Annotated in this window: 26 protein-coding genes (1 of these 26 cut by a window edge); 13 read left to right on the forward strand and 13 right to left on the reverse strand. The window is 61.0% G+C overall.

All coding sequences use genetic code 11. The annotated features are described in order from the left end of the window. Positions 1-2 precede the first annotated feature (2 nt). Complete coding sequence (gene sucC / locus ACE2AA_RS00165) at positions 3-1,202, reverse strand: ADP-forming succinate--CoA ligase subunit beta (RefSeq protein WP_141259372.1); 1,200 nt, start codon at positions 1,200-1,202, stop codon at positions 3-5. A 185-nt stretch (positions 1,203-1,387) separates the two neighbouring features. Here sucC and ACE2AA_RS00170 point away from each other — a divergent pair, with 185 nt between their 5' ends. The 10 genes from ACE2AA_RS00170 (at position 1,388) to mltG (ending at position 10,284) form a co-directional block, all read left to right on the forward strand. Then, a complete protein-coding gene (locus ACE2AA_RS00170; RefSeq protein WP_141298683.1) occupies positions 1,388-2,212 on the forward strand; it encodes an acyl-ACP desaturase in 825 nt (274 codons plus the stop codon). A gap of 53 nt (positions 2,213-2,265) precedes the next feature. After that, the gene (locus ACE2AA_RS00175; RefSeq protein ID WP_141259373.1) at positions 2,266-2,883 is read left to right on the forward strand and encodes a Dabb family protein; all 618 of its coding nucleotides are present in this window, start codon (positions 2,266-2,268) and stop codon (positions 2,881-2,883) included. Positions 2,884-2,917: 34 nt separating this feature from the next. Further along, positions 2,918-3,676 carry a glycine betaine ABC transporter substrate-binding protein gene (locus ACE2AA_RS00180; RefSeq protein ID WP_395370550.1) on the forward strand — a complete coding sequence of 253 codons (759 nt, stop codon included), beginning with the start codon at positions 2,918-2,920 and terminating at the stop codon, positions 3,674-3,676. A 10-nt stretch (positions 3,677-3,686) separates the two neighbouring features. Beyond that, positions 3,687-4,961 (forward strand): class I SAM-dependent methyltransferase, encoded by a 1,275-nt coding sequence (locus ACE2AA_RS00185; RefSeq protein WP_395370552.1) that lies wholly within the window; start codon positions 3,687-3,689, stop codon positions 4,959-4,961. Between the two features lie 2 nt (positions 4,962-4,963). Next, positions 4,964-5,506, forward strand: a complete 543-nt coding sequence (locus tag ACE2AA_RS00190) for a YdcF family protein (protein ID WP_395370554.1) — start codon at positions 4,964-4,966, stop codon at positions 5,504-5,506. 65 nt (positions 5,507-5,571) lie between these two features. Then, positions 5,572-6,549 (forward strand): ACP S-malonyltransferase, encoded by a 978-nt coding sequence (fabD, locus tag ACE2AA_RS00195; protein WP_141259377.1) that lies wholly within the window; start codon positions 5,572-5,574, stop codon positions 6,547-6,549. Positions 6,550-6,623: 74 nt separating this feature from the next. Continuing rightward, positions 6,624-7,379 carry a 3-oxoacyl-[acyl-carrier-protein] reductase gene (fabG, locus tag ACE2AA_RS00200; RefSeq protein ID WP_395372243.1) on the forward strand — a complete coding sequence of 252 codons (756 nt, stop codon included), beginning with the start codon at positions 6,624-6,626 and terminating at the stop codon, positions 7,377-7,379. Positions 7,380-7,636: 257 nt separating this feature from the next. Then, entirely contained in the window at positions 7,637-7,876 is a 240-nt protein-coding gene (locus ACE2AA_RS00205; RefSeq protein ID WP_003618476.1) for an acyl carrier protein, read from the forward strand. Between the two features lie 70 nt (positions 7,877-7,946). After that, on the forward strand, positions 7,947-9,230 hold the full coding sequence (fabF, locus tag ACE2AA_RS00210; protein WP_141259378.1) for a beta-ketoacyl-ACP synthase II: 1,284 nt from the start codon (positions 7,947-7,949) through the stop codon (positions 9,228-9,230). A 55-nt stretch (positions 9,231-9,285) separates the two neighbouring features. Continuing rightward, positions 9,286-10,284, forward strand: coding sequence for an endolytic transglycosylase MltG (gene mltG, locus ACE2AA_RS00215; RefSeq protein ID WP_141259379.1), 999 nt, complete (start codon positions 9,286-9,288; stop codon positions 10,282-10,284). A gap of 28 nt (positions 10,285-10,312) precedes the next feature. Here mltG and ACE2AA_RS00220 read toward each other — a convergent pair whose 3' ends face one another. From ACE2AA_RS00220 to ACE2AA_RS00255, 8 genes are all read right to left on the reverse strand, one after another. Continuing rightward, positions 10,313-11,137 carry a lipid-binding SYLF domain-containing protein gene (locus ACE2AA_RS00220; RefSeq protein ID WP_193557596.1) on the reverse strand — a complete coding sequence of 275 codons (825 nt, stop codon included), beginning with the start codon at positions 11,135-11,137 and terminating at the stop codon, positions 10,313-10,315. 126 nt (positions 11,138-11,263) lie between these two features. Then, positions 11,264-12,052: an inositol monophosphatase family protein gene (locus ACE2AA_RS00225; protein ID WP_141259380.1), complete on the reverse strand. Its 789-nt coding sequence runs from the start codon at positions 12,050-12,052 to the stop codon at positions 11,264-11,266. Positions 12,053-12,082: 30 nt separating this feature from the next. Beyond that, positions 12,083-12,583 (reverse strand): MmcB family DNA repair protein, encoded by a 501-nt coding sequence (locus ACE2AA_RS00230; RefSeq protein WP_395370556.1) that lies wholly within the window; start codon positions 12,581-12,583, stop codon positions 12,083-12,085. 17 nt (positions 12,584-12,600) lie between these two features. Continuing rightward, complete coding sequence (locus ACE2AA_RS00235; RefSeq protein WP_395370557.1) at positions 12,601-13,368, reverse strand: nucleotidyltransferase family protein; 768 nt, start codon at positions 13,366-13,368, stop codon at positions 12,601-12,603. An 8-nt stretch (positions 13,369-13,376) separates the two neighbouring features. Then, positions 13,377-14,159, reverse strand: coding sequence for a sterol desaturase family protein (locus ACE2AA_RS00240; RefSeq protein WP_141259383.1), 783 nt, complete (start codon positions 14,157-14,159; stop codon positions 13,377-13,379). Beyond that, the gene (locus ACE2AA_RS00245) at positions 14,156-15,265 is read right to left on the reverse strand and encodes an LptF/LptG family permease (RefSeq protein WP_141259384.1); all 1,110 of its coding nucleotides are present in this window, start codon (positions 15,263-15,265) and stop codon (positions 14,156-14,158) included. Before ACE2AA_RS00245 ends, ACE2AA_RS00240 begins: the two co-directional genes overlap by 4 nt. Beyond that, positions 15,262-16,440 (reverse strand): LptF/LptG family permease, encoded by a 1,179-nt coding sequence (locus ACE2AA_RS00250; protein ID WP_141298685.1) that lies wholly within the window; start codon positions 16,438-16,440, stop codon positions 15,262-15,264. Before ACE2AA_RS00250 ends, ACE2AA_RS00245 begins: the two co-directional genes overlap by 4 nt. 50 nt (positions 16,441-16,490) lie before the next feature. After that, positions 16,491-17,408 carry a metallophosphoesterase family protein gene (locus ACE2AA_RS00255; protein ID WP_395370559.1) on the reverse strand — a complete coding sequence of 306 codons (918 nt, stop codon included), beginning with the start codon at positions 17,406-17,408 and terminating at the stop codon, positions 16,491-16,493. 160 nt (positions 17,409-17,568) lie between these two features. Between ACE2AA_RS00255 and ACE2AA_RS00260 the strand changes: the two genes are divergently transcribed. Next, entirely contained in the window at positions 17,569-18,549 is a 981-nt protein-coding gene (locus ACE2AA_RS00260; protein ID WP_141259386.1) for a diacylglycerol kinase family protein, read from the forward strand. 12 nt (positions 18,550-18,561) lie between these two features. Then, entirely contained in the window at positions 18,562-19,530 is a 969-nt protein-coding gene (locus ACE2AA_RS00265) for a hypothetical protein (RefSeq protein WP_141298670.1), read from the forward strand. On the opposite strand, the gene spt is transcribed toward ACE2AA_RS00265, so the two are convergent. From spt to ACE2AA_RS00285, 4 genes are all read right to left on the reverse strand, one after another. After that, positions 19,514-20,716 carry a serine palmitoyltransferase gene (spt, locus tag ACE2AA_RS00270; protein WP_141259388.1) on the reverse strand — a complete coding sequence of 401 codons (1,203 nt, stop codon included), beginning with the start codon at positions 20,714-20,716 and terminating at the stop codon, positions 19,514-19,516. The two genes, ACE2AA_RS00265 and spt, sit on opposite strands and share 17 nt — an antisense overlap. 6 nt (positions 20,717-20,722) lie before the next feature. Beyond that, the gene (locus ACE2AA_RS00275) at positions 20,723-20,974 is read right to left on the reverse strand and encodes an acyl carrier protein (protein WP_007400085.1); all 252 of its coding nucleotides are present in this window, start codon (positions 20,972-20,974) and stop codon (positions 20,723-20,725) included. A gap of 190 nt (positions 20,975-21,164) precedes the next feature. Next, positions 21,165-22,904 carry a fatty acyl-AMP ligase gene (locus tag ACE2AA_RS00280; protein WP_193557597.1) on the reverse strand — a complete coding sequence of 580 codons (1,740 nt, stop codon included), beginning with the start codon at positions 22,902-22,904 and terminating at the stop codon, positions 21,165-21,167. Positions 22,905-22,957: 53 nt separating this feature from the next. Continuing rightward, entirely contained in the window at positions 22,958-24,091 is a 1,134-nt protein-coding gene (locus ACE2AA_RS00285; protein ID WP_141259390.1) for a sensor domain-containing protein, read from the reverse strand. Between the two features lie 231 nt (positions 24,092-24,322). Here ACE2AA_RS00285 and ACE2AA_RS00290 point away from each other — a divergent pair, with 231 nt between their 5' ends. After that, positions 24,323-25,291, forward strand: the 5' portion of a protein-coding gene (locus tag ACE2AA_RS00290; RefSeq protein ID WP_395370563.1) for an IS110 family transposase. It continues 48 nt past the right edge of the window; 969 of the gene's 1,017 nt are visible here — the first part of the coding sequence; its start codon is at positions 24,323-24,325; its stop codon lies off the right edge, out of view.

Raw genomic sequence — 25,291 nt, forward strand, 5'->3', positions numbered from 1 at the left:
ACTCAGGCTCCCGCATTACGGACGGCGGATACGATCTTGCGGGCGGCATCGCCCAGGTCATCGGCGGGGATGATCGTCAGGCCGGATTCAGCCAGAAGCGCCTTGCCGCGTTCGACATTCGTGCCCGCCAGGCGCACGACCAGCGGGACGCTCAGCCCGGTTTCGTGCGATGCGGCGATGATGGCTTCCGCAATCACGTCGCAGCGCATGATGCCACCGAAGATGTTGACAAGGATGCCGCGCACCTTCGGATCGCCGATCAGGATGCGGAAGGCGGCCGCCACCCGTTCCTTGGATGCGCCCCCACCGACATCAAGGAAGTTGGCAGGCTCCTCGCCTTCCATCTTGATGATGTCCATCGTCGCCATCGCCAGGCCCGCGCCATTGACCATGCAGCCGATGTTGCCATCCAGTCCGACATAGGCCAGCCCGTATTCGGCGGCTTCGCGCTCACGCGGGTCTTCCTCGTGCACGTCACGCAGCTTCGCCAGTTCGGGGTGGCGGAACAGCGCGTTTTCATCGAACGACATCTTGGCGTCCAGCGCCAGCAGGTCGCCCGAACCGGTCACGACCAGCGGGTTGATTTCCACGATCGCGGCGTCAAGGCCGGTAAAGGCGTTGTAGGCGGAACGCACGACGTTCTGGAACGCTCTGATCTCACGCCCCTTCAGGCCAAGGCGCACGGCAAGGTCGCGCGACTGGTAGTCACACAGCCCCTTGGCCGGGTCGACATATTCCTTGAGGATGCGTTCAGGCGTGCGGGCCGCCACGTCCTCGATTTCCATACCGCCATCGGGGGATGCCACAATGACGATCTGGCCCGTGCCGCGATCGACCAGCATGGAAAAATACAGTTCACGCGCAATATCGCAGCCGGATTCGATATATAGCGTGCGTACAAGCCGGCCCATCAGGCCGGTCTGTTTGGTGACCAGCACTTCACCCAGCATGGCTGTGGCGGCATCGCTGACTTCGCCCGTGTCGCGGGCCAGACGTACGCCGCCCTTGCCTTCGGGTTTTCCCGCGAAATGCCCGGCGCCGCGCCCACCCGCGTGGATCTGTGCCTTGACCACCGTAACCGGCGCATTCAGGGCGCGGGCGGCATCAACGGCTTCCGCTGCGGTGGTGGCGGCACGTCCTTCAGGCACGGGCATGCCGTAGGAGCGCAGAAGCGCCTTTGCCTGATATTCGTGAATATTCATTTGGCGACCCAATCTGTCGTTCTTATTGGCGGTGTCGGGCTACGCCCCTAGCACGATATGGCCCCGGAATGACAGGGGTGGGATGGATGCGGGATTGGCGTAAACATGAAACATGTGTCATGTCGTCTCCAGCAATGGCACGCGCGGCGCGCCGTCATGGAGAAAATGCAGAAGAACAGGTAGCGATGAAACACTGGCGCATTGAACAGATGGACTGGGACCGTTTCGATCCGCGACGTGTGGACCCTGACATTGTCCCATTGGTCAAGGCCGCTTCGGTCGTTGAACGGAATGGCCTGGATTATGCCTGTTATCTGAAGAATGTATTCGCCGATGATCCTGATTTCAGCCAGGCGGCGGATAACTGGGCACAGGAAGAGGTGCAGCATGGCGATGCCCTGGGCCGGTGGGCCATGCTGGCAGACCCGTCATGGGACTACATGGCGGCGTTTGACCGGTATCGGCAGTCCTACCGGCTGGATCTGGATGTGGATGCTTCCATCCGTGGGTCGCGCACGGGGGAACTGATCGCGCGCTGCATGGTGGAAACGGGTACCTCCTCATTCTACACCGCACTGGCCGACGCCACGGACGAACCCGTGCTCAAGGCGATATGCCGGCAGATCGCGGCGGATGAATACCGTCATTTCAAGCTGTTCTATGACCACATGCGGCGCTACCTGCGGCGCGAGCACCTTGGGGTATGGCAGCGCACGCGCATTGCCCTGGGCCGGGTGACGGAAAGCGAGGATGATGAGCTGGCTTCCGCCTTCCACACCACCAATGAACCCAGTACCGTGCCCTATGACCACAAACGCTGCATCGCGGCCTACATGTCGCGCGCGCTGCGCTTTTACCAGCCCCGGCATGCCGTGCGGGTGACGGGCATGATCCTCAAGACAATCGGGTGGACGCCGCACGGACGGCTGCATGCGCTGATTGCCAGGGGGGTGTACCACCTCCTCATGATGCGCCAGCGCCAATTCGCGCGCGTCATGGCGGCGGCCTGACCGCCGTCCACCCACAGACAGGAATGAAGACAGACATAATGAAGGTTCGGGACATGAAGATGCGGTATCTTGCCGTTGTGGCGGCAGGCTGCCTTGTGCTGGCGGGCACGGCGCGGGCGGATGCGCCAGCGGCCCCCGACACGGCAGGGACGGATACCCCGCCCGAAGCCCAGATCAGCGACGCCGCCCATGCCGAACGGCTGATCGCGTCCCAGGTGGGACTGGTGACCTTTACATCCCCCGGTTTCCATCCGGGCACGGTGCGGCATATCGTCATGTTCCGCTTTCTGCCGGTCATTACCGACGCCCAGCGCGCGGAGGTCGTTCGTCGCTTCATGGCGCTGCGCCAGATTTCCCGGCGCAGCGATGGCAGCCCTGTCGTCGCCTCCATCGAGACAGGTGCGCAGATGAGCGGGGAAGGGCAGGATGAGGGATTGCAGCAGGCCTTTATCGTCACGTTCAATTCCGAAGGGGATCGCAATTACTACGTTGGCCGTCCGGTCGTGACCGATCCGGCCTATTTCGATCCCGCGCATGAAGCCTTCAAGAAATTCGCGGCCCCCTTCATCATCAGCACCCTCGTGTTCGATTATGCCGTTCCTTCCACGCATCCCCAGCGCAAGGTCCCGGTCCAGACCGGCCGCCTGCGTGTGCCCCAGCAGCAGGGCTGACGGGTCGGCCCCATCCATCAAGGAGTGAGATTACATGACAACCGTGACCCTGGGTCATCTGGACAATACCCTGCAGCAGGCATCAGCGGCAGCCGTGGCGCGCGTGCTTGAAGCCTATGAACTTGAAATCGAATACGTCGTGGCCGCCCGCGCCGAAATGGTGGAACACATGCGCCGTGGCGATGTGGACCTGTTCGTGTCCGCATGGCTGCCTGATGTTGATGCCGCCTTCCTTGCCCCCGACCTGGGCATGGAAGCATTTGGCCAGCTGTACCGCCCTGCCTTTGGCTGGTGCGTGCCCGAAGCGGCGGCGACCGGAATCACGTCGGTGGCCCAGCTGGCGGGTGAGGGCTGCCCCATCGGTCGTGAGATCGTGACCCCGGACTCCATCCTGGACCGCGTGCGTCAGGTTGTCGCGGCCTACAACCTGACGGAAGCGGGATACACCATCGCCAGCCGCCCCGATGCGGAAGCGTACGACCACGCGGCTCATATCCTCGCCGGTGGCCTGCCCGAAATTATCCCGACATGGCAGCCCTCCTTCCTGCATTACGGGCAGCGGCTGGTGCAGTTGGATGACCCGAAGGGCGCGTACGGGGCCGAACAGGACGCGCGTATCCTGCTACGCTCCGCCGTGCGGGCCGACATGGATCAGGATCTGCTGGATGAGCTGGATGAACTGACGCTGGGCAACAAGGTGGTCAGCGCGCTGGACCACGCCATGCGTTTTGATGGCATGAGTGCTGACGAAGCCGCCGAGGCCTGGCAGCGCGGCAAGCTGCTGCCGCGCTGAGGCCCATATCATGAGCCAGCATGAAACCGATGCCCCACCCGCCCATGATGCGCGTGACGCCGGGCTACAGGCCCAGTACGAGCAGTATCCCTATCCCGCCCGCGACCCGCGTGAGGAAAAGAGCCGCCTGCTGATCGGCAGCCCCAGTCACCTGCGTGAAATCGATTACTGGGTCTTCGGGGCCACCCGGCCGCAATCACTGCCGTTGCGGGTACTGGTGGCCGGATGCGGCACGGGCGATGGCGCGGTCATGCTGGCCACCCACATGGCGCGCGCGGGACGGGCAGGGGAAGTGCTTTGCCTCGACCGCTCCCCCGTGGCGCTGGAAACGGCGCGGGCGCGGGCACAGGTGCGGGGGCTGGAAAACATGCGCTTCGTGCGTGGTGACCTGACCGACCTTGCTGCGGTAGCTTCCGGACCGTTCGACTATATCGACTGCTGTGGCGTGCTGCACCATCTGCCAGACCCCGATGCCGGGCTTGCGGCACTGGAGGGCGTGCTGGCCCCCGGTGGGGGAATGGGCCTCATGGTCTATGCGCCTTACGGGCGCACGGGCGTGTACATGCTGCAGGACGCGCTGGAGCGTCTGGCCCCGGTGGCGGATGCGCCGAAGCAGCGGCTGGACGTGGCGCGTCGTGTCATGCGGCATCTGCCGGCCACAGCGTGGCTGCGGCAGAACGGCAATTTTGGCGATCACCTGACCGGTGGGGATGCAGGGCTGTATGACCTGCTGCTCAACCCGCGTGACCGGGCGTATGACATCACTGCCTTCCACGGCCTGCTGGACCGCGCGGGGCTGGCGACTGCGTGCCTGATGGAACCGGCCCGTTACGACCCCGCCCTGCTGCTGCCCGACCCGCGCCTGCGCGAACGGATTGCGGCCCTGCCCGAACGTGCCCGACAGGCGGTGGCGGAGGACGTGGCAGGCAACATGGCCACCCATGTCGCCTATGTGCGCCGGATCAGCGAGCCCGTAGTCCGCGCAGATCCCATGGCGGCGGATGCCGTGCCCATCATGCGGGAAATCCCCGGTATCGAACTGGCCCGCATGATTGGTGGCGATGACCGGCTGCCTTTCGCCTTTGGCACGTTGCAGGTCGCCATCGCCGTGCCGCCGCAGACGCGCGGCATCCTGCCCCTGATCGATGGGGAGCGCACGGTGGGGGAGATCGCCGCGATCATGGAAACGCGTGGCCTGTCCGCCGGTCGGTTCGCAAAGGTCTGGGAGCAGGTCTTCACCACGCTGGAATCGCTGAACCGGGTGCTGCTGCGCGCGCCGCACTGACCATGGCGGGACAGGCGTGGGGGGACGACGGCCTGCCGGTCGTCATATTCGGCGCGAAACTGAAACCTGACGGCATGCCCACGCGTACGCTGCGGCTGCGCGTGGCGGCGGCCCATGCCTTTGGCGGGCAATGGGGCAAGGTGGTGTATGTGCCCACCGGAGGCCCCTCGCTTCCCTCTGGGCGGCGGGAGGCGGCCGTCATGGCCGGTATGCTGCGCGGCAGGGGCGTCCCGTCGGATGCCATCATGATGGAGGATGCGGCCCCCGATACGCTGGCCTCCGTCATCCGGTGCACAAGACTATTGCGGCGACGGGGATATGTGGGGCCGGTTGGCGTGGCCAGCAGCGCCTATCACCTGCCGCGTTGCCTGCTGCTCATGCGGATGATGGGGTGGCAGGTGGTGCGCGTGCCCCCGCCAGATGCGCCTGCCGCGCAGCGGTTGGGACGACGCTGGTTCTGGCGCCTGCGCGAAGGGGCGGCGCTGCCGTGGGATGGGCTGCTGCTGGCATGGTACCGCCTGCGCGCAGGGCGGGATGGTGATTGACACTGCCTGTCGCAACCCCCATCACGCGGTGGAACCGAAAAACAATATGAGTGTGGATGGAAGTCATGCCTGTGCAAGCTTTTGTTTTCCCCGGTCAGGGAAGTCAGTCTGTTGGAATGGGACGCGATCTGGCCGAGGCATTCGCCCCTGCGCGGGAAGTGTTCCAGGAAGTGGATGATGCCCTGGGCCAGCACCTCTCGAAGCTCATGTTCGAAGGGCCGATGGAGGATCTGACCCGTACCGACAATGCCCAGCCCGCGCTGATGGCGGTCTCGCTGGCGGTGCTGCGGGTACTTGAACGTGATGGGGGCGTGGACCTGAAGCGTGACGTGGCGCTGGTGGCCGGACATTCGCTGGGTGAATATTCAGCCCTTGCGGCAGCAGGCGCGCTGGGGATCGCCCAGACGGCCCGCCTGCTGCGCCTGCGCGGCAACGCCATGCAGAAGGCCGTGCCGCCGGGCGAGGGAGGCATGGCCGCCCTGATTGGCGTGGGCATGGACATGGATCGCGCCGCCAGCCTGTGCGCGGAAGCCGCGACCTTTACCGACGACGCGGGCAAGGCCCACATGCAGGTGCTTGAAGTCGCTAACGACAATGGCGGCGGCCAGGTGGTCGTGGCGGGCGAGACGGCGGCCATTGACCGTGTCATCGCCCTGGCCAGGGCGCAGGGCGTCAAGCGGGCGCTTAGGCTGCCGGTTTCTGCCCCGTTCCATTGCTCGATGATGGCTCCTGCCGCCCAGGAAATGCGTGTGGCCCTTGCTGACACGGACATCAAGGCCCCGGTCGTGCCCGTGGTGGCCAATGTGACGGCGGCCAAGGTCACCGACCCGGCCACGATCCGCGACCTGCTGGTGCGTCAGGTGACCGGCACGGTGCGCTGGCGTGAAAGCGTTGACGCCATGGTGGCCATGGGGGTCGACAGTTTTGTGGAAATCGGTTCGGGCAAGGTGCTGGCCGGGCTGGTTAAGCGGATCAATGGCGATGTGGCCACCCGTTCGGTCGGGACCCCGGCCGATATCGAGGCCTGCCTGGCCGCGCGCTGAAACAGGCATCTGTCCCACGACTTCAGTCGTGGGATCATGTTGAATTGATGGATACCGAAGGGAACGGACAGGTCATGTTCAGGCTGGACGGAAAGGTTGCTCTGGTTACCGGGGCATCAGGTGGAATCGGGCGCGAGATCGCGCGTGCGCTGCATGCGCAGGGTGCGGTCGTGGTGCTGTCGGGTACCCGGCAGGCGGTGCTGGAGGACGTGGCGGCGTCCATCGGCGCGGAAGGTGGCGCGGACCGGCTGCATGTCTGTCCCGCCGACCTGTCGGATGCGGCTGCAGCCGACGCGCTGGTCGCCAGCGCCGAGGAAAAGGCAGGTGCCCCGCTGGCCATACTGGTCAACAATGCCGGGCTGACGCGTGACACGCTTGCGATTCGGATGAAGGACGAGGACTGGAGCCGCGTGCTGGACGTTGATCTGGCCGCCCCCTTCCGCCTGTGTCGCGCCGCCCTGAAGGGCATGCTGCGCCGCAGGGCGGGACGGATTGTCAACATCGCCTCCGTTGTGGGGGTGACAGGCAATGCGGGGCAGGCCAATTACGCCGCCGCCAAGGCCGGGGTGATCGGCATGGGCAAGTCGCTGGCGCAGGAAGCCGGTAGCCGTGGCGTGACCGTCAACACCGTGGCCCCGGGTTTTGTCCAGACCGCCATGACCGATGTGCTGCCGGATGCACAGAAGGAAAAGCTGGTGGGATCCATTCCCCTTGGCCGCATGGGGCAGGCGGCGGACATCGCCCCGGCCGTGGTTTACCTTGCTTCTGATGAGGCCGGGTGGGTCACCGGGGCTACGATCCATGTCAATGGCGGCATGGCGATGGTCTGACAGATGTGATATTTTGCTGGACAGCAGGCCGGAAGTGACAAAAAAGATAGTCCTGACGGCCGCGCTGTCCCCTTAATTGCGGGGCGAGCAGACAGGAAATGCATTCGCCGCCTTGGCGATCGCATCAAAACCGTGCTAATCGCCCGCAGCTTCGTCCGAAGCGGGCTGGTGTGAAACACTGGTTTGCAGGGACGTTACAGGACGAACACGTTTCGAACCGCCCGTTTCTTTCAGGGGCAGACAGGAAGCAGAGACAGATGAGCGAAATCGCCGATAAGGTTAAGAAGATCGTAGTCGAGCACCTTGGTGTGGACGAAAGCAAGGTCACTCCCGACGCCTCTTTCATTGATGATCTGGGCGCCGACAGCCTGGACACGGTGGAACTGGTCATGGCGTTCGAGGAAGCTTTCAGCGTCGAGATCCCCGAAGACGCAGCCGAGAAGATCACGACCGTGAAGGACGCGATCGACTACATCGAAAAGCAGAAAGCTGCCTGATCGGTCTGTTTCCGATCATATTTACACGAATTCAGTCAGGTATCGTTACTTTCAGGAGCAGGACGGGTTGATGCAGTCTACCGGATTAACGTCTGGACAGCGGCGCGTTGTCGTAACCGGTATGGGCATTGTCAGCCCTCTGGGACTGGGTGTGGAGCGTAACTGGTCACGTCTCGTGGCCGGGGAAAACGGCTTTGGCCGCATTTCTTCGTTCGACGCGTCCGACCTGCCGGCACAGGTTGCGGGTGAAGTGCCCGCAGGGCCAACGGAAAGTGGCGGCCTGACCCTTTCGGACTGGATACCCGTCAAGGACCAGAAAAAGATGGATCGCTTTATCCATCTTGGTCTTGTGGCGGCGACCGAGGCGGTCGAGGATTCGGGCTGGAAGCCGGAATCGGAAGAAGACCGCTGCCGCACCGGTGTCATGATTGGTGCGGGTATCGGTGGCCTCCAGACCATTTACGAGGCATCGGTGACGGTGAAGGAAGGACGGGCACGCCGCCTGTCGCCCTTCTTCATCCCGTCTGCCCTGATCAATCTGGTCTCGGGGCATGTCTCCATCAAATACGGATTCAAGGGGCCGAACCATTCGGTGGTTACGGCCTGCGCTACGGGTGTGCATGCCATTGGCGACGCGGCCCGCATGATCATGCTGGGTGATGCTGATGTCATGGTCGCCGGTGGGGCTGAAGCCGCCGTATGCCCGCTGGGCATCGCGGGTTTCTGTTCCGCCAAGGCCCTGTCTACCCATTTCAACGACGAACCGGAAAAGGCATCCCGTCCGTGGGACCGTGACCGTGACGGCTTCGTGATGGGTGAAGGCGCCGGGATCGTGGTGCTGGAAGAATATGAACATGCCAAGGCCCGTGGCGCCAGGATCTATGCTGAAGTTATTGGCTACGGCATGTCGGGCGATGCACATCACATCACGGCGCCCGCCGCCGGGCACGAAGGTGCATTCCGCGCCATGCAGAACGCCATGCGTAGCGCGGGTCTGACCCCTGCTGACATCCAGTATGTCAACGCCCACGGCACATCCACCATGGCGGATGATCTGGAACTGGATGCAGTTGAACGCCTGTTCGGTGATGATGCGCGTAATCTGGCCATGTCATCGACCAAGTCCGCCACGGGACACCTGCTGGGTGCGGCGGGTGCGGTGGAAGCGATCTATTCCATCCTTGCCATTCGCGATAACGTGGCACCGCCCACGCTCAATCTGGACAACCCGTCGCGTGAAAGCGTGATCGACCGGATCGCGCACACGGCACAGGAGCGCAAGATTGATACGATCCTGTCCAACAGTTTCGGGTTTGGCGGGACCAATGCCAGCGTGATCCTGCGCGGCGTGTAAGACCGGGGCGCCTGCGGGCGCCCTTTCCATTTCAGAAACCGGGTAAGGAGAAGGCGTGCGCAGGGTTCTGGCTGCACTTGGACTGTTATTTCTGGTGCTGGTCCTGTCTGCCCTGGGCATCGCGTTCGTCGGCGGTCGGCATTACGAAGCCCCCGGTCCCCTGACCGAACAGCGCACGGTCGTGATTCCGCATGGTGGCGCGGAACAGGTGCTGCTGACATTGCAGCAGGCAGGCGTCCTTGACCCTGATCTGCTGACCCGGAAGGTGTTTGAAGCTGCAACCGCCCTGACCCGTGTGGATGGGGCATTTCATGCTGCCGAGCTGGTTTTTCCGGCGCATGCATCCATACAGCAGGTGCTGTTCGTTCTGCGGCATGGCAAACCAGTAGTGCATAAACTGACGGTGCCCGAAGGTCTGTCCGCCATCCAGATTGCAAATCTGCTTGAACATGCGCCGTATATGGATGGCAGCTTTCCGTTCCCCGCCGAAGGGGCGGTCATGCCGCTGACCTATGATTATGAATGGGGTATGCCGCGCGCGCAGATGCTGGCCCGCATGCAACGTGCCATGGACCGTGCGCTGGATCAGGCATGGGAAGGGCGGGAAGTGGATCCCACCATCATGAACCGTCATGATCTGCTGGTTCTGGCATCCATGATCGAGCGTGAGACGGGCAACCCGGCTGAACGCCCCATGGTGGCGCGTGTGTTTCTCAACCGCCTGCAACAGGGTATGCGGCTACAGTCCGACCCGACTGTGGTCTATGGATTGAATCAGGGCGCTGGGCCACTGGGCCATGCCCTGTCCCATGCCGACCTCATGCAGCCTACGGCCTATAATACGTATGTGATAGCGGGTCTTCCGCCGGGACCGATCTGTTCACCGGGAGCCGCGGCACTGGAGGCTGCCGCCCATCCGGCACGGGGTGACCAGCTGTATTTTGTGGCGAACGGGCATGGCGGCCATGATTTTGCGACGACCCTGGGGGATCATAACCGCAACGTGTCCGCGTTCCGCGCAGGGAAGCATGCACAGGCCGCTTCCCCCAAATAGAGGAAAGCGGTGATGTCTGGTGGGGTGATTACTGTGGCGGCAGGCTCTGGCTGCTGACCGATCCGGATGGGGCCGTTGCCATCGGCTGCTGCGTTGTGGTGGTATCCGTATTTGTGGTGCCGGTTTTGCCGTTCTTGTCCGGGCGGGCCTGCGCTGCGGTCAGGACCTCGCTCAGGGCGGAGCGGAGCGGGTCTGCGCCTGAATTGTTGACCCGCATGGAAACCACAATGTCTTCCGGTCCCACGATCTGGTTGTAATAGGCACGGTTGGCGGCACTGTTTACCCGCATCTTGGAGCCGCCAAGGGCCGCACCGGCAAACAGTCCCTTGGATTTCTGCACGCCCCGGATAGACGTGTTGTGCTCACCCGCCGTGCCGGTTTCCAGTCCCGACCCGGAGGACGCAAAGGACGTGCCGACATCCGCACTCAGCTTCATCTGGCTGTCCAGCAGGGACTGCACGCCATCGTCGGTCATGACAAACAGCATGACCTCGACATCCTGCATGCCAAGCTGGAGACCGAAATTGGCCGAGGACATGCGGTAGAACGCAGGGTCGGACCATGACCCATGGGCATCCCGTGTCAGGAACACGCAGCCACCGCCGCCGCCGCCGAAGGCGATCGACATGCGAAAGACGGACGGACAGACAATGACCCCACGCGCTTCGGCCAGGTAACGGGTCACCTTGCTGCCTGCAGTTGCGGTGGAAAACATGTCACGAACGGTCAGGGTGGCGCGGTCCACCAGGCTCTGTTCTTCTTCCATGCTGGCAGCCATGGCGGCATGTAGCGGCATCATCAGGGCCAGGGTGGCGAATGATGTCCTGATGAGATGAAACTTGTGCAAACCCATGCTCCCTTTCCGATTCGTAACGGCAGATCCACCAAAACGGCCCGTGCCTTGGAGTGGTCCGTTTTCATGGCTGAATCATGGTCCATAAGGCAAGACCGTGTGGCACGATACAGCCATATATTGCGGTTATTTAAGGGAGACGCCCACCGCGTCGGACAGCGCATCGGCAATGCCCGGAGCTGTAGCAAGGATGTGGATGCCACCGGTCAGGCCACCATCGCGCAGGAAGGGAGACACCCGCGCCCCGGCTTCATCCAGCAGGACAAGGGCCGCGGCCACATCCCACAGGTTGATGCAGATTTCCAGATAACCGTCCTGACGGCCACAGGCGACTTCCGCAAGCGCAATGGCACCCGAACCACCGGAACGCGGCATGGCGCCAAGGTTCAGGATCGCATCGATCTTCTGCTGGAATACGCCGGCAGGCACGCGGTTGCTCCATCCCATCTCGATCAGGGAAGACGCGGTATCGGTAACGGGGGATGCATGGATGCGCTGACCATTGAGGAACGCCCCGTGCCCACGTACCGCCGTATAGGTTTCACCCAGTGCGGGCGCTTCGATAATACCGGCAACTGGTGTGTCGCCATCCAACAGCCCAAGCGAGATGCACCAGCGGTTGCGACCGCGGGCATAGTTGGACGTGCCGTCAATCGGGTCCACCACCCAGCGCAGGGTGCCGGTGCGGGTGCGACCTTCTTCCTCGCCCTGAAAGCCATCCTCGGGGAACAGCGTGCCGATTCGTTCGGAAATGAAGGCTTCCACCGCGCCATCGGTTTCCGTCAGCCAGTCCTGCGCGCTTTTCTGCGTGCCCTTTGGGCCGCCGGGGGCAGGACGCATTTTCATGGCAAGGGCCGCTGCATCACGTACGACCGAACGGGCGGCTTCAAAACGGGTCAGAATGGCCTGTGTCATCGGGTAACCTTTTTTCAGGGTCAGAAAATATCATTCCACACGGAGCGCCGTTTTCACCGCGTGCTCCACCTGTGGCATTTCCATCCTGCCTAACCGCTCTGCGGCCTGCATGGCAAACTGGAGTGTAAGCTGCCGCCGTCGCGCGGGGGCCAGTGCGGTATGTGGGGATGGACGCAGGATCGCGCAGTCAACACAGGCTGCGCCCCCTTCCACACCATAACCCGTCGCGGCCAGGATCAGGCCCGTGGTATCTGGCAGGACAGCCTGTGGAAAATCCTGGTTGACGGCAAAATACATCTGGTCGCACCACGGTACGTAATCCTGCCATTTCTGGTCAGCACGGAAATCGGGCAGGCCGGACTTGATTTCGATACAGATGAAATGGCCCCTGGGCGTAAGCGCCATGATATCCGCGCGCCTGCGCCCCGGCAGGGTGAATTCATGCAACACCGTCCAGCCATGCAGCCTGCACATCTGGCTTGTACCCGTGCGGATTGCGGACTGGATCTGCGGTGCAGGCGGGCGGGGCATGGGGCGAATAAGGACGATCAGGTGGCAGGCGTTGCGGAAAGCAGGCGGGTCACCAGTTCAAGATCCGCAGGCTTGTCTACATCCACTGCAGCGCGTCCGTTCGGCAGGGGAATCAGGGCTACCCGTGCATGTGACAACTGCCCGATGCGGCGGCAGACATCCGCGCGCGTCAGGCGGCGCAGGACAAAGCGCAGCAGGACTCCCGGCCCAAGTGTGCGCGCCATCCTGAATGGGTGCTTGCGGTCGGCTTCCAGTTTCTGCCACAGCCGGATCACGCCACGGGCGGCGGGCGTGCGGAACAGGAACATGTTGCAGCCTGAAAACGCACCATCCGCCAGCCGGATCATGGTGCGCTTGGTACCCGGCACATCACGCAGGATATCCGGCTCCATGGCGATACCGGCCGCGACATCACATCCGTTGTTCCGCGCGCCCTGTACGAAGTCACGGATCCAGCCCGGTTCCAGCAGTGCATGATCGGCAGTCGTGACCAGCAGGGGCGTGCCCAGCGTATCCAGCGCCCGCATGACACTGGCGCTGGGACCGGCGGCAGGGGGAATGAAGGTGACATTGTCGGGCACGATGCCGGAAAGGACATCGGGCTGTTCGATACAGACGGCAATTTTGCCAATGCCTTCAACCGCCTGCAGGGCCGTGATGACCCGGCTGATCATCGGGGCGCCGCATATCGGCAGGATGGCCTTGTGCGAAATGCCCGCCGCCTGGGCCATCGGGTCGGGACGGCCCGGCCTGCTGCCCGCCAGTATCAGAACATTTAGTCCCATCTGTGCGGTCACGCCGCGTTACGGGTGGTGTTCGCGCCATCGGGCCGGTCACGCGGGGGGGAACCGGTTTCCTCCATCACCCACGGGTACTGCTTGGCCTCGTTCACGTCATAACCAAGGTTGAACACGGTCGGGCTGCGCGGGCAGCCACGGGCATCAACGTAATAGCTGCGGAACAGGCGGTCCGCCACGAAGCTGGTAATGCCGTAATTACCGTTCTCGTTATGGAAATGGTGCAGCACATGGCGCTGTTTCATCCGCTGGATCCAGCCCATGCGCGGCTTGTAGTTCAGGTGCTGGATGCAGTGGAAGAATTCATAGATGCATGTGATGGTCAGACCCGCACCGAAAGCTGCCGCAGCGCCGGCTATGTTGCCGATGGCGTAACCGATGGGAATGGTGACGATGGCAATGGTCGGGATGGTGTTGAGCGGGGATCCGAACAGCACATCCAGCAGGTGGGGATCCTGGTGGTGATCGAAATGGATGCGCTTCCACAGCGTGGCGGTCCATTTCATGCGATAGAGAAAGCGTCCATGCAGGATGAAACGGTGAATGCAGTACCATACCAGCGGATAGACCAGCATGACGGATATGATGCTGATCGCCACTGGTGCGAGGGAAGCGAAATTATATACCATCAGCGCGTAACTGACCAATGCCAGTGCGAAATACAGCAGGATGGTGGGATAGGTCAGATAGGCAATCCAGAGCTGGGATAGGTTCATCTTGCCCAGGTCAAAGCTGCGGCCTGTTCGGATGGAACTGTTTTTGAGGGTATTCGTAATCATCGCTCTTCGATCCTCAGTAGCACGGTGATGACGCCGAGGATGAAAATAAGGATCCCGACGAATATCGCCATAAGCGAGGGCAATGTTCCCGCATTTCCCAGTGCGCGCAATAGCCCCTGGAATACGATAAATAGCAGGCCCGCGCCCAGACACCAGATTGGCAGCCAGCTGCGCGTTCCGGCCCGCGGTGGGATATAGACCACCGGCACGGCCAGTAACAGCATTACCGTGAACGTCACGGGTAACATGATGCGTCCCAGTATTTCCGTCAGGAAAAAGGACGGAGACTGGCTGGAAGGCAGCGCGCCGCGCTGTTCATCCAGCATTGTGTTGATGGACTGTGTAAAGCTGACCGTCAACTGAATGATATATCCCGGCGTCAGTGATGCGGGCCAGTCCAGCCGAATGCTCTGGTCAGGCGGGGTATCAAGCAGGTCCACGCGTGTGGGGCTTATGACGCTGAGTACATGTGTCGGGGTGCCATACCAGTGGCCATGGATGTAATGGACATCCGCCAGTGTCGTGACTTTCTGCAGCAGGCTTCGCTGGTCGCGGTGATAAACGGTCACCGTATTCAGCATCGTGCCGCCAGCACTCAGATAAATGATGTTTATCAGGTCGTTACCCGAACGGATCCAGTAGTTATGCCTGTTTTTCGCGGCATGAGGCGTGGTGGCGTTCCACCATTGTGCCAGTGCCTGTTCGGTACGGGGGGTGATCTGGTCATCCACGATGCCGCACAGCAAGCCCAGTGCCACGGTGGTCGGCAGCAGCAGTTTGATCAGCCCGGGCGTTGACAGCCCGGCTGCGCGCATTATCGAGATCTCGTTTGATGTGGTCAGTTGCAGCAGGGTCAGCAGCGTACCGATCAGCACCGCGATGGGCATGGCGTTACCGAGCAGCAGCGGCAGATGCAGCACGGCGTAGTACAGCACCCCCGTCAGGCCCAGCTTGCGGTGCATGATTTCCGTCACCTGCTCCAGCAGCGCCAGGATTTCCATGAGGGCCACCACGATGATGGTGGTCGTAAAGACCTTGGTCAGCAGCTCGCGCGACAGATAGCCCAGCAGGACCGTACCGCTGGCCAGGCATAACCGCCGCTTCATGTCCCGGTTTCCACGATACGGCGGGGCAGGCCGTCAGCTGACAGTTCGCGTGGCGCAAGGGCCGGCCCACGGGTCAGGAGGATACGGATCCCGCCTGCCTGACGGATCAGCATGGCGACACAGATCATGGCAAAGGCGACGGTCGGCAGCCAGATGACCAGCAGCGGAGACATATGCATGTTGGCGACAAAGCTCATCCCCATCTGCAGCGTATGGTCAAAACCGACCAGCGTGATCGCGGCGATGGCCAGGCCGGGATTGCCCCGCTGCCGTTTGCGCACGCCTGCCAGCGCGCAGGCCAGGATGGGGATGAACGGAATGGCCGCCGTACGGGCCAGGCGGAAATGCAGTTCGGCAATCATGTAGGAGTGGCTGATGGACGGGTTGCCATGTCGTATACCGTAATACAGTTCAGGGACCGTCAGTTCGCGTTCGGTCTCGCCACGACCATTATAGGCTTCATTATCCAGCTTGCCATTGCTCGAGATCATGCGGGTGGTACGGGTGAACCCCGTAACGGAAGGCTGTTTGTCACCGCTGTCCGTCACGATGGTGCCATCTATCAGGTCAAGGCGTATCTGCGATCCATCGGCGGGGTTATAGAGATAGCCCTTCTGGGCGGAAATATAGCGTGTATGGGTCTTGTCCGACTGGTCGCGTATGAAGACATGCCACAGGCGGGACCCGGCATGATCGACCGTTTCCGCCGTAAGCACGATATTGTCCGAAATCGCGAACATCTTTGATTGCAGATGGGGTGTCCACCCTGCATGGCTGGCGAAATAGAAGGCCGAGCGGTAATCATAACGTGCATAGGGCTGGATGAACCCGTAGAGCGAGAAGGCCAGCAGCCCGAATACCGCGCCCGTCAGGACGAAGGGCTGGCAGATGCGGAAGATGGAGACCCCGCTTGCGGTCAGGGCGTCGATTTCGTGGTTGGCGCTCATGCGCCGGATCACGGAAAATACACTCACGCACATGGCTGCGGGCAACGCCAGCCCCAGGTAATGCGGTACAAGGTCGCTGAGCAGCGCGACAAAGGTTTTCATCGAACTGCCATTGGCAGCCAGCATGTCGAACAGCACCAGCAGCCGCTCCAGCAGCAGGGCGGCCATGACCACACCCAGCGCAATGGAAAATGGCGGCACAACCTGACGCAGCAGGTAGCGGTCCATTGTGCTGGGAGCGAGCTTTCTCATTATCCGGTGCGAAAAGGACATGCGACTCATGCAGGCGTGCTTACACCGGAAAAACACCCTGATGGAGAGGGAAGGTCAAAAATAGTTTCCTGACTGGTGCCTGTCGTTGCATCTTCCATGAAAAAATGACGCGTGACACCCAGCCTGTAACCGGTGGCATGCGGGGTGATCGCAATATGGTTCCATCCCGCCGCGCGCAACGGATCACACGATCGTGCTGAAGCCGATGCGATCCCCATTACCGGCACCGGCCCCTGCGGGCCGGGGAGGGAGGACAGGGTCGAGGTATGGATATGCCCGTGCAGGATCATCTCCGCACCGTCCTGTGCGATACAGGTGGCGAAAGCCTGTATATCCGTCAGTGCCTTACGACGTATGGCCAGATCCGGAACAGGTGGGTGATGGATCATGACAATGCGGCACAGTCCCTGACGCGCGGTTTCACGCAGTATGTCACGCAGGCGTACGGCCTGTCGTGCGCCAACCGTCCCGGTTGCACGGAACCATGGTGTCGGCACGGCTGAACTGACGCCAATCAGCGCCACATTTCCCACCCTGCGGATAAAGGGAAAGGGAAGTGCCCCCATCCATGGCTGCCACAGACCTACGGTCTGATGCCATCTGTCATGCACAAGGGTGTCATGATTCCCCGGTATGACTGTACAGGGTGCGGGCATCTGCTCCAGCCAGCGCATCGCCTGTCGGCATTCCCCCGGCAGGCCCATGTTGGTCAGATCCCCGGTGACGGCAATCATGTTGACCCTGTTGGCGGCGATGTCGGCCATGACATGGGCCAGAATTTCGGGGCGATGCAGGAAGCGGCGGCGGCCTTTCCACGAAAAATAGCTGAACATGCGCTTGTTCAGGCGTTCCCCAATGCGGGGCGGCGCCATTTCAGTGGGCAGGTGGGGGTCAGACAGATGCGCAATGGTGACGGTGTTCAAGCTGACCTCATTTCCTTGCCTCATGCCCGCCGGGAACGGTTGGGACATGTGTTATGCCTGCCCGCGCGGAAGGACGCTCCATCTTTTCGTGCCTTGCAATAGAAGGCAGATGGTTGCTTATGGCCTGTAAGTCAAATTTCAGACAGGGATGGAATATTCAGTGACCGGACGTTTTGCGCTTGTTTACAACCCGCGCAGCCGGCGGAACATGGGGGACAGGAGTGCATACGCCCAGACGGCCCGGAACCTGCTGGGAGAAAACTTCGTTGATCCGGCTGACCGTTCCCGTCTGGATGCCAACATCGCGGAATTCGCATCCTGCGGCATGGACTGTATCGTCATAGATGGTGGTGATGGCACCGTCAGTGACGTGCTGACCGCCATTCACCGCCACTATGCGCCCGACAGGCTGCCTGCTCTTGCCATCCTGCCGTCTGGCAATACCAACCTGATTGCGGGGGATGTCGGCTTCGGACTGCGTGGCATCAGGGCGCTGGAACATCTGCAGCGGCTTGACGCGTCAGGCCTGCTGCGGCGCAATGTACGCAGGCGCTGCGGTCTGGTGGTGGAATGGCCCGAACCCGACGGACCGCCACCGGTTGTGGGCATGTTCCATGGGGCGGCCGCATTTACACGGGGGATCGAACTGGCTCATCAGCCTGCGATCCTGAATAATTATTCCCATGAAATGGCTGTTATCGTCTCCTTCCTGTCTTCGGTGGCGCATCTGCTGACAAAGCGTTCCCGGCAGGACTGGATGCGCGGTGACCAGATGGTCATGCATGCTGGCAAGACCATCCAGCGGCAGGGCAACTGTTTCCTTTTCCTGTCCACGACACTCCAGCACCTGCCCTATGGCATATGGCCGTTCTGGACAGCATGTGGGGCGCGTGATGACGTCATCAATTTCCTGCATGTGGCAGGACAGCCTTCCCGCCTTGCCGCCGCGGCATGGGCACTGTTGCGGGGACGGCATCCGACATGGCTGCAGAATAACCCGGATTATTGCAGCGGGTGCGAAGACCGTATCGAAATGACGATGAAATCCGATTTCGTGCTGGATGGGGAAGTCATGTCTCCCGGTGCGACCGGTCGGATCATTCTGTCGGCGACCGCCCCGATAGATTTCATCCACGCGTAAGGAATGGCGAGCATGCCTCAGTTCAGCCTCACAGACCGTACTGCCGCAGCCGGACGGGTCGCCCATCTGCTGGCGCATGATCTGGTCCAGCCTGTCGCCCCTTTCGTCACGCAGTTTGTCACCCGCCTGCTGGGCGGGGCACAGCCACTGGGTGTGGTTTTTTATGGTTCCGCCCTGCGCGTGCCCGATCCTGAGGGCATTCTGGATTTTTATGTGATTGTCGAGCGTCTGGACGACTGGACATCAGGCTACCTGGCACGCGAAGCCAACCGTATCCTGCCCCCTAATGTGGAATATCATGAAATTCCCATCGAGGGACGGACCATCCGGGCCAAGGTTGCCATCCTGTCCATCGCGCAGTTCCGGCGGATGACGGGCCGCGCCACGCTGGATACCACGGTCTGGGCACGTTTCTGTCAGCCCGTGCGGCTGGTATGGGTCAGGGGGCCGGAGGCGGCTGATGCCATCCTGGCCTGCATTATCCGTGCAGTGGGGCAGGCAGGTCGCTGGGCCGCAGCCCTGGGGCCGGCGCAGGGCACGGCTGATGACTACTGGCTGGCCCTGTTTGCCCATACTTATGGTGCGGAACTGCGTGTCGAGAACGGTCGCAGGCCGCGTAGCCTGCTGCAGGGACAGGAAGGGCGATACAGGAGCCTGCTACCGGATGTATGGCGCGCGGATGGCCTGCCGTTCCGGTATGAGGGAGATCAGCTGATGCCCCAGCTGACACCTGAACTGCGTCGGAACATGCGCGAAGGCTGGTGGCTGCGTGGCCGACTGGGGCGCGTGCTGAATGTCAGCCGCCTGCTCAAGGGCGCCTTCACGTTTGAAGGTGGGGCACGCTATATCGCATGGAAGATAAAGCGGCATTCCGGCATTGAACTGCCGCTGGGGCCATTTTCGGAACGGCATCCACTGGTCTGCCTGCCGTATCTTCTGTGGAAATTACGGCAGGCAGGTTTTTTCAGGCGGCGCGGTTGATACCCATCTCGCCCGCCACAACGGCGAAGATTTCTACAGCCCTGTCTATCTGCTCCGGCGTATGTGTCGCCATGACGGAGGTACGCAGCAGGGGGTGCTGGTCAGGCGTTGCGGGCGGCAGGCTGAGGTTGACGTAAACCCCCAGGTCCAGCAGCCGGTTCCAGAATGCCACGGCAACCGCCACATCATCCAGAATGACGGATACGACAGGACTGGCCTGCGGACCGGTACGCAGGCCGGCGGCCTGCAGCCCGGCATGTAGCCTGCGGGCATTGTCCATCAACCGCACGCGCAGTTCCGGCCTGTTTTCCAGTTCGGTCAGTGCTGCCATGGTTGCAGCAATGACTTCAGGGGGCAGGGACGCAGTAAACATGTAAGGGCGCGAGCAAAGCCGGATCAGGTCCAGCCCGTCATGATTGGAAACACAGTAGCCGCCAACCGTGCCAAGGCTTTTGGAAAAGGTGCCGACAACAAAATCGACATCGTCTTCCACGCCATCAGCTTCCGCCACGCCACGGCCATGTTCGCCCATTACACCAACGGAATGCGCTTCATCCGCCAGCAGCCATGCGCCTGTTTCCCGCTTGACGGCCGCGAATTCCGCCATGGGCACGACGTCGCCCATCATGGAATAGATGCCTTCAACCACGACCAGTTTCGCCCCGGGCGTGCCATCAAGGCGGCGCAGGCGTTTGTGCAGGTCATCGGCGTCGTTATGACGGAAGCGGATGACCTGTGCATGGCCAAGGCGGCTGCCGTCATAGATGCTGGCATGACTGTCCGCATCAAGCAGCAGGTAGTCATCCTTGCCCGCCAGAGCGGAAATCGTGCCCAGATTGGCCTGATACCCGGTGGAGAACACCATGGCGTGCCGACGGCGGAAGAATGCGCAGAGCCGTTCTTCCAGCTGGCGGTGCAGGCCCTGCGTACCATTGGCGATACGCGATCCGGTCGTGCCGACACCATAAGCCCTGGCGGCTTCAACCGCCGCTTCGATAGCAGAGGGAGACTGGCTCAACCCAAGGTAATTGTTGGTGCCGAACAGAAGCGTCTCACGTCCCTCGATCAGCCCGACCGTGGAGGAAATGGGCTTTTCGATGACGACGTTGAACGGGTTGCGCCCCCCACCGGCCGTGACAGCCGACAGGGCAGAGGCAAGGCCTTCATATTTCGAGAAAATCGACATGATGTATCAGGATGCCTGCTTGAGGGAGACGATGCAGGCGGCCAGATCATCAATGGTGCGGATATCAGCCAGCCGGTCAAGCGGCACGGAAACGTCGAGCGTATCCTCGATTTCCATGACAAAATTCATGACGGCCAGTGAATCAAAGGCCAGATCTTCAACGATCTTGCTGCTGCCATTGATATCACGGGGAACCTTGGGGTTCGCCAGCAGCGTCTTCACGATCAGCGCGGAGACGCTCGCTACCGTTTCACTCATTCCTACATCCTTATGGCATGTCCCGCCTGCTTGCTTACAGGCAGGGGATCAGCATGAATGGCCTGCCCCACGATCAACGACCGGGGCGGGGACTGCAATCGGTCCCCTGATCGGAAGTCTTATGATCGAAAAACAGTTTTTTGGCCAGTCCTGCTTTACATTCTGGCCCGAAAGGGGCGACCCAGGTTCCTCAGACCACGGAAACAGATGATGTTTCCAGCGGCTGAAACGCACCTGACAGCAGCATGGCTTTCGCACGTGCGCGTGTCAGCTTGCCCGATGATGTCTGGGGCAGGGTATGGGGCGGCACCAGGATGATGGAAACATCCACACCGTGCTGTCGACGGAACAGGCTGGCCGTTTCGGTTTTCAGGGTTTCACGTGCTTCTGGGGAGGAGGCGCGGCACTGCACAAGTGCCACGATCTTCTCGCCTTCATCCTCATCAACCGAAAATACGGCAACATCGCGGCTGCGCAGGCTACTGATTTCGGTTTCGGCCGACCATTCCAGATCCTGCGGCCAGATATTGCGACCGTTGATGATGATCAGGTCCTTGGCGCGGCCGGTTATGACAACCTGTCCATCCAGCATGTACCCCAGATCGCCGGTGTTCAGCCAGCCATTGGCATCCACAACGCGCGCCGTTTCCTGCGGCCGACGGAAGTAGCCCTGCATCAGGCTGGGACCTCGCACGAATACGGCCCCGACCTGACGGTCACGCAGCACGTTCCCCTGCGGATCGCGTACTTCAAGTTCGTGGTGCGGCAGGACTTCTCCACAGATGACGAACGTGCGCAACGCACGGGTGGGATCGTTGGACGGCACGGCTTCGCCGCGTGTTTCAAGTGCACGCAAATCGATCGTATCCGTCCGGATGCCCGAGCCAAGTGGCGCAAAGCTGATGGCCAGTGTCGCTTCGGCCATACCGTAGCTGGCGGTAAAGGCGCCGCTGTCAAAGCCTGCGGAGGCAAAACGCTGTGCGAAATCCTCAAGGATATGATAACGGATCATGTCGCCACCGATACCGGCCACGCGCCATGACGACAGGTCCAGCTCGATCGAGGTGGCGCGTCGGGCGCACAACTCATAACCGAAGGACGGGCTGTAGGAAATCGTGCCACGGTTGCGACTGATCAGGTCCAGCCACACATGGGGCCGCCGCGCGAATTCACGGGTGGGCAGCATGTCCACGCTCAACTGGCACGTCATGGGGGTCAGGAAGAAACCGACCAGCCCCATGTCATGATAGAGCGGAAGCCAGGACACGCAGCGATCGCCCGTTTCACGGACCTTCAGGCCATTCAGGGCAATGGCGTGCGCATTTGCCATGCCGGAACGCTGGGTTACCGCGATTCCCATGGGAAAACGTGTGCTGCCAGACGAAAACTGCAGGTAGGACAGGTCATCTGGCTGGACGGAGGGCAGGGCCTCGACCGTAATCGGTGTTTCCAGCAGTTCAGAGGGCGTGCCCGAGAATTTGAGGTCCAGCCCCGACGTGATTTCATCCGTCCACGACGAGATGATGGAAGCGATTACCACGGCGGATGCCGCCGCGCCCTCGATCATGCCACGCAGCGTGCCTACATATCCTTCGCGGCCGCCAAATGCGACAGGCAGTGGCAGTGGGGCGGGAACAAGGCCCGCATACTGGCAACCGAAGAAGATACGGGCGAAATCGCCATCACTCTCGGCCACGATGGCAACCCGGTCACCGGGTTCCAGGCCAAGGGACAGCAGGCGTCTGGCCGTTTCGATCGCCTGTTCGCGCAACGTGCTGTAAGGCAGCGTTTCGAGCAGGACGCCCTTGCCGGAGTAGATGTTGAAGCCGCTCTTGCCCCGGGCGGCATAATCCAGCGCCGCCGGGAACGTCGGAAAATCGCCGTAACGACGAGGCAAACCAGAATCGGAGGGGGTCGGGAGGCTTATCATTTCCGGTAATGTGACTTCCACAGACGTAACTTGAAACGGCGAATGGGCGGTGTTCAACCAATTACCCTCAAAAAGTCAATAATCGATTTCGCGCCTTTGGCCGCCGTGTCTTCCGGAGCCGCAAACCCGAATGTATCGTTTATATACTCTTTTTGTCGATCAAGGAAATTTGCATGCGTAAGGAATGCCCTGTCAAGGGCATGGTCCAGTTCACTTACGTTGTCCGTCACCGGCCCCAGTGTCCAGTTTACATAATTCGGGTTATCGCGCCACTGTATTCCGTGCGCATTCAGGAAGAGGCAGGGGCGCGGTTTTGTAAGGAATTCTCCAACCTGACTACTGACATCACCCAGATACAGGTCTGATGCCAGCGTATAGGACATATCCACGCTCCGGTCGCTGCCCGGGTCAATGATCATATGCGGATATGCGGCATAAGGTGCCAGTATACGGCGGCTTTTCGCGCGGTCTGTATCAAATAACCGGTAATGGGGGGCAAAGATCAGGTTGTATTTTTCCTGTTGGGAAAAATACTTCAGAACAGCCATGCCAAACCGGGGCCATGATGACAGGCTGGCACTGAAATGCGGATTGTAGAGAATGGTCGGCCGCGCATTGGAAAACAGGGGTGCGCTATTGGCATGCAGTCGGCGGACCATGTCAAATTTTGCATATATACCAGTCATATAATGCCCATCACGCAGGGTGCCCGCATCCTTCAGGCGGTCTTTTATTTTATGTCCGGCCATCAGGATGTAATCGAACTGGCGCGTGTCATGGGTAAAGCCGATCGCCCGGTCACCTGCGCCATGACGGGTCCAGATCAGGCGGGGACGAAAAACACCCATTTTACGTAAGTAGAGAGATGTGCGCTCGGGAACGACGACTGCCTGAAACCTGTTGAAATAATTCCTGTTCAAAAACAGCACTGCTATTTTGCTTGGAGGAGTCGGCCCGTGGCGCCTTATGTGACTACAGAGCCATGCAGGCAGGTGCAGGATATCAAAACTGACCGGGGATTCCGGGTAAAGTCGGCATAGTTTCCGGATGCGGGAATCGCGTTCCGGCGTCAGGCTGGCGATATGAACCTTAATTTCCGGATACAGCCGGGCCATTTCCAAAGCGATGGGAAGTGAATGAAATTCCTGATGTGGCTGGGCAATATATGGGAACAGGATACGGGGCATTTATGACTGGCCTGAAAATCCCTTGGTTGGCCTACATTACATAACACATGGATATATAATAAGATTAAATAACAAATGCCGTGATATCGCATGCATTGAAAAGCCCTATGCTTCGGACGTCATGTATATGTGCCTGTTTCACGCATGGTGCCAGAGGTGATGTTGTGGACGGCCCCCGCACGAAATGTGCGAGGATGAAATCGTCACCGTCTACAACGCATGGAGCCACCTATGGGAACGATTTCGACGATTGGCCTCGACCTGGCCAAGAATGTTTTTCAGGTGCATGGGATCGATAGTCTTGGGAACATTCTCGTACGCCGTCGCTTACGGCGCGGTGAAGTTCTCCGGTTTTTTGAAACACTCCCGCCATGCCTGGTCGGTATGGAAGCGTGTGGCACGTCGCATTACTGGGCGCGCTCGATTGCGGCTTTCGGACATACGGTCAGGATGATGCCGCCGGTCTATGTGAAGCCCTATGTCAAGCGGGGTAAAACTGATGCCGCTGACGCCGAGGCGATCTGCGAGGCGGTGACCCGCCCGACGATGCGCTTCGTGCCAGTCAAATCACCGGCTCAGCAGGCAGCGTTGCTTCAGCACAAGACGAGGGATTTGCTGGTGCGTCAAAGAACCATGCAGGTCAATGCCCTGCGGGGGCACCTTGCCGAGTTCGGTATTATATCGGCAGCTGGCGTCGCGGGCCTGAACCAGATGATTACATTGCTGCATGCGGAGCAGGAGATGTTGCCCGAGCCCGCTCGGAAACTGTTTCAGGAAATTGTCGCGCATCTGCGGGCTCTTGAGCAACACATCGACGATATCGAGAAGCAGATCGTCGCGGAACATCGGGCAAGCAGTGTCAGCCGTCGGTTGGCTGGCATTCCCGGTATCGGCCCGATCACTGCCAGCGCGATCGTCGCGGCCGTTCCGGATGCCTCGACTTTCCGGTCAGGCCGTCAATTCGCTGCGTGGCTTGGTCTGACGCCCAAAAGTCACAGCAGTGGTGGCAAGGAACGACAGGTTGGCATCAGCAAACAGGGGGATAGCTATCTCAGACGCCTGCTCGTGCTGGGCGCCACGGCGGTGATCCGTCTTGCACGCAAGGAAAACGCCAGTCGTCAATGGGCCGCAAAGTTGCTCGAGAAGAAGGCGGCGCGTGTCGTATCTGTCGCTCTCGCCAACAAGACTGCCAGGATTGTC

Source organism: Komagataeibacter diospyri (genome assembly GCF_043995075.1).
Taxonomy (GTDB): Bacteria; Pseudomonadota; Alphaproteobacteria; order Acetobacterales; family Acetobacteraceae; genus Komagataeibacter; species Komagataeibacter diospyri.